This window comes from Microvirga tunisiensis (assembly GCF_009296175.1).
Taxonomy (GTDB): Bacteria; Pseudomonadota; Alphaproteobacteria; order Rhizobiales; family Beijerinckiaceae; genus Microvirga; species Microvirga tunisiensis.
On sequence record NZ_VOSK01000441.1, the window covers coordinates 1 to 4,403 of the forward strand.

Annotated in this window: 4 protein-coding genes and 2 pseudogenes; 2 read left to right on the forward strand and 4 right to left on the reverse strand. The window is 57.9% G+C overall.

The genetic code is table 11. From position 1 onward, the window contains the following. Positions 1 to 125 precede the first annotated feature (125 nt). A pseudogene (locus tag FS320_RS38805) lies at positions 126 to 600 on the forward strand (DDE-type integrase/transposase/recombinase); the annotation flags it as partial. A gap of 384 nt (positions 601 to 984) precedes the next feature. Here FS320_RS38805 and msrA read toward each other — a convergent pair. The 4 genes and pseudogenes from msrA to FS320_RS38825 form a co-directional block, all read right to left on the reverse strand. Then, the gene (gene msrA / locus FS320_RS38810) at positions 985 to 1,560 is read right to left on the reverse strand and encodes a peptide-methionine (S)-S-oxide reductase MsrA (protein WP_152717680.1); all 576 of its coding nucleotides are present in this window, start codon (positions 1,558 to 1,560) and stop codon (positions 985 to 987) included. A gap of 184 nt (positions 1,561 to 1,744) precedes the next feature. Beyond that, on the reverse strand, positions 1,745 to 1,999 hold the full coding sequence (locus tag FS320_RS38815) for a DUF2171 domain-containing protein (RefSeq protein ID WP_152717682.1): 255 nt from the start codon (positions 1,997 to 1,999) through the stop codon (positions 1,745 to 1,747). Positions 2,000 to 2,217: 218 nt separating this feature from the next. Continuing rightward, complete coding sequence (locus tag FS320_RS38820; RefSeq protein ID WP_152717684.1) at positions 2,218 to 2,697, reverse strand: hypothetical protein; 480 nt, start codon at positions 2,695 to 2,697, stop codon at positions 2,218 to 2,220. A 230-nt stretch (positions 2,698 to 2,927) separates the two neighbouring features. Then, positions 2,928 to 3,625, reverse strand: a pseudogene (locus FS320_RS38825) (IS6 family transposase). 144 nt (positions 3,626 to 3,769) lie between these two features. Here FS320_RS38825 and FS320_RS38830 point away from each other — a divergent pair. Continuing rightward, complete coding sequence (locus FS320_RS38830) at positions 3,770 to 4,342, forward strand: IS110 family transposase (protein ID WP_244627663.1); 573 nt, start codon at positions 3,770 to 3,772, stop codon at positions 4,340 to 4,342. Positions 4,343 to 4,403: the final 61 nt, after the last annotated feature.

The window sequence follows — 4,403 nt, forward strand, 5'->3', positions numbered from 1 at the left end:
CCGCACCTGTTTGCGCATTGGCGCTTTCTGCATGGAAATGGCCGAACATCGGGAGCCGTATGACGCGAGAGTGTCACGTACGGTTCTGGGAGCGCGCGGGGGTGAGATCCCCCCGCGCGACTCGCCAGGTCGTGATCAGCATTGCGGGCCGGAAGCATTGGCTCTGGCGCGCGGTCGATCAGCATGGGTCGTCCTCGATATCCTGGTTCAGAGACGCCGCAACGCCAAAGCAGCCAAGCGCTTGCTGCGAAAGCTGCTCAAGCGGCACGGCCGACCTGAGCGGATCGTCATCGACGGCAGCCAGACCAACCGGGAGGCATGCTAGCCTGCGGTACGGAAAGCCAACTCCAGGATCAGTCGAGGGGCAAACTGAAGCCGATCCGGATCCGGCAAAGTCCTTATCTGAATCATCGTATCGAACAGGATCATCGCGCCATCAGACGGCGGGTTCGACCGATGCTCGGGTTCAAGTCGATGGCGTCCGCTCGGACAATTCTGAGCGGGATCGAGATGATCCACATGATGCGCAAAGGACAGGCGAAGTATGCCCGCAATCGGCAGCCTTCGCTCGCTGAGCAGTTCGAGCGACTCGCTGCTTGAATCCGCTATCACGCGATCACTCCTTTCGCGTCTCCGCTCCGAGTTTGCGACACAACCTAACGTAGTACGTAGCAAAAACATGAGCTCCTCAGTCGATCGAGAGGCCGCTCCAGTGGCTGGGGATAGCCTGTCGGAGTCGCCATTGACAGGGCGGGCGCCCTGTTGATCACCGACGATACCCGCAGCGCGGTGTGGCGGGTGACGTCAGCGCAGTTACCAGCGCATGCCAAAATACTACCAATTGCTCCGGACCCGGTGGCTCGTTCCCCAATAGCCTCGCTATAACACGATCAGTGTGTTGCCCAATACATTACCCTCGTTTTGATTGAAGTTGGCCCATCTGCACCAAATTGGTTGTTGCTGACGACCTGCTTTCTCCCAACGTCATGAGGTCTTGATTGGCTCTTCAAGATCTCTATGCACCAACGCCATGTTCACTTGCTCCAGGGCAGTGTTTTCTCGGGCCGGGAGCTTCCAGCCGGGTCGGACAAAATGACAGGTGTAGCCATTCGGAAGCCGTTCAAGGTAGTCCTGATGTTCGGGCTCGGCCTGCCAGAAATCGCCGGCTGGAGCGACTTCAGTGACCACTATGCCCGGCCAGAGCCCCGACGCATTGACATCGGCAATCGTGTCTTCGGCAACCCGTTTCTGCTCATCGCTCGTGTAAAAGATTGCTGAACGATAACTCTTCCCAACATCGTTGCCCTGGCGGTTCCGTGTGGTCGGATCGTGGATCTGAAAGAAGAATTCGAGAATCTTCCGGTAACTGATCGTAGCGGGATCAAAGATGATCTCGATGGATTCCGCGTGGGTTCCATGGTTGCGGTAGGTGGCATTAGGAACATTGCCACCGGTATAGCCGACACGCGTTGAGACCACGCCCGGATAGCGACGGATCAAATCCTGCATGCCCCAAAAGCAGCCCCCGGCAAGGACTGCACGTTCGGTCGATGTCGTCATGCTTTGCCTCCTTCGATGTCTCCGACTGGCCTCGGCCGCAGGCACATTCGCCCGGGAGGAAGCCTGATGGCTTCCTGAGCGGGTGCGGTACGGCTTCCGCCGACAACCCAAGCCTTCCAGCTTGGTGTCAGCCTTCGAAGGGGAGAGAGCCAAGGCGGTTCCTCCACTCTAAGGCCGATAGTGCCTAGGCACTCCCATCCGCCTCCTCCTCGAAGGTGACAGCCACATCGGCGTTCGCGGACAGACGCACCTTGTCTCCATCGACTTCCGCGACAAGAGACGTCGCAATGTAGTGATGGTGGCCTTCGTGGGAGCCTTGGCCACTGTCCTTCTTCGTCAGCTTGATGCGGTTTCCCTCCAGCCGGTCGACAGTGCCGATGTGAACACCGTCAGCACCGATCACTTCCATGTGCTCTCTGATTGTGAGGGTAGCTGCCATGTGCCTTCTCCTGCTTTCATCTTGAATACGTCCTTGAGGACTCCCGTACGATATACGTTCTTTTCGGCTGACTAAGGTGGAGAGCCAACGACAGCTTGCGACGGTACCAGCGGCTTAACCAGGACAGTCAACTGCTCGGATCAGGCGCCGCTCAGGTTCCAGTAACAATGCAAAGCCTCAGTCATTTTCCGCCATCGCCTTAAATTCGTGACGCACTCTCATTGAGGTGGTCTGCCACGCACCACTTTTGCTTCACTCCACCAGTCGGTCCACAGGTTCAGCATCACGCGATCATTTCCACGGAAAATTGCTGCAACTGTGTCGGCCACGGCATCCTCCGCATCCACCAGGACCGCCCGCTTGACCTCGAGTGCTTTAACCGGATTGGGAGATTCCCCATACACCAGCAGAGAACGCCAAGCCTGCCTGTTGGCGAGATAACCTCGGAAGAAGGCCTCCAAGTCATTTCCTTTGAAATGTCCAGCTGGGTAAGATCTTGCTAAACTCGTCCACATGGTCACAAGAACGACGATCAGCCGGTCGACAGCTTCTTCCTGTTGACCAGCATGCAGGGTTTGAACCTGTTTGTGCTCATGAGCGTAAGCAGCCGCGAGTTGCGTCGGCAAACACCTTGCGAGTTCGGTCAGTTGGCTCCAATCAACGTTTGTCGATTGAGCGGCGGCATGATGGCTCGGCATGAGGCTGTCCTTTTGTAGGCGAAGGGGTCTGCATGATGGCCCATGTCAAGGGGCAACGCCCATTAGCAGTCCAGCTAGGCGGTTCACTCGCGCCACCTGCGAGCACCTCACTTTGAAGCCGCATTATGAACTGGAATGATGACGGTGTCTTGGACGAAATTATCGACCCGTCAGGTGGCACTGTTGCAGTAACTTGGAAAGGGCATACCGAACCCGGTCGACTGGAGTGCTCAGGCGGCAAGGCCGAAGAACTGGTTGACGAGACGGATTTCGCCTGTCACGTCCGGATGGCTCAGGACGCAGTGGCCGCGGCAGATCATGCGCATGACCTCGAAACCCCCGATGGTGATGGCGGCGGTTTTCATCGTCTGGAAGCCGCGTGTCGGGCGGATGACACGCTCGAGCGTGCCATGATCAGCCTCAAGGATGTTATTCAGATATTTCGACGTCCGATGCTCGACATCCTTGCAGCAGCCCCTCGCCTTGTATTCGTCGGATGGCCTTCGGGTAAGATGCCAGTCTGTCAGTTATGATCGAGCATGGTGGATGGCCGCTCACCGCCCCCATAGCTTTGCGCAGGAAGCGATACGCCGCTCCCATATCTCGCCGATGGGACAGCATGGAGTCGATCAGCCGACCGTGGTTATCGATCGCTCGAAACAAGTACCGCCAGCGCCCGCCGAATCCTACATAGGTCTCATCCACTTGCCAGGAGCCTGAACGATGTCCCTGGTATGGTCGCACCTGCTTCTCAATCTCCAGCGCGTAGCGTTGGACCCAACGAAAGATCGTGCTTGGATTGACGCTGACACCGCGCTCGCACATCATTTCTGCCAGATCAGCGATTGCTGATCCCGTATTTGCAAGACCAGCGCACACACATCAGGATGATCGCGACGGGAAAGCGGCGGCGCCTGAAGATCGACAACAGGATGGCTCCTCAATTGGCCATCCCTCGCTACACTGCCAAGGTTAACGCCGCATGGGGTTATTCCGGGCCCGGTGCCCTTCGACGGCAAACTGAGGTCTGATGCGATCAGGCCCAAAGTGGAAGCCAACGGAGAGTATCCTCATGAAGCAGTATGTCGGGTTGGATGTATCGCTGGAGCAGACAGCCGTCTGTATTGTCGACGAGCAAGGGAAGGCGCTCTGGCGTGGCAAATGCGCCTCGACGCCAGAGGCCATTGCCGCATTCATCCATGCGAAAGCACCGCATGTAGAGCGGATTGGCCTGGAAAGCAGTCCGTTGTCGACATGGCACTGGCATGAGTTGAAGAAGCGCGGCTTGCCTGTGATTTGCCTGGATACTCGCCATGCCAAGACAGCGCTGTCGCTGCAGGTGAACAAGACCGACCCAAATGATGCGCTTGGGCTGGCTCAGATTGTGCGCACGGGATGGTACCGGGAGGTCACCGTCAAGAGCCTCGACAGCCAAGTGTTCCGCAGCTTCCTCAGCTCACGAGCCCGTCAGGTCGAGGGGCGCGTGGACCTGATCAACCAGATCCGTGGTATGCTCAAGCCCTTCGGCCTGGTGGCCGGCGAGGGAGGCCGTCAGCCTTTCATTGACCGCGTGCGCGAACTAGATCCTCGGCACAGTGATTATGACCCTTTGGCGAGTGGCTCGAGAGGGGCGAGTTTAGGATAGGCGCGGCTCATTTTGGCCCGGGCCTTTTCGGTCGTGAACATCCAGGTGATGCGTGCGCCGC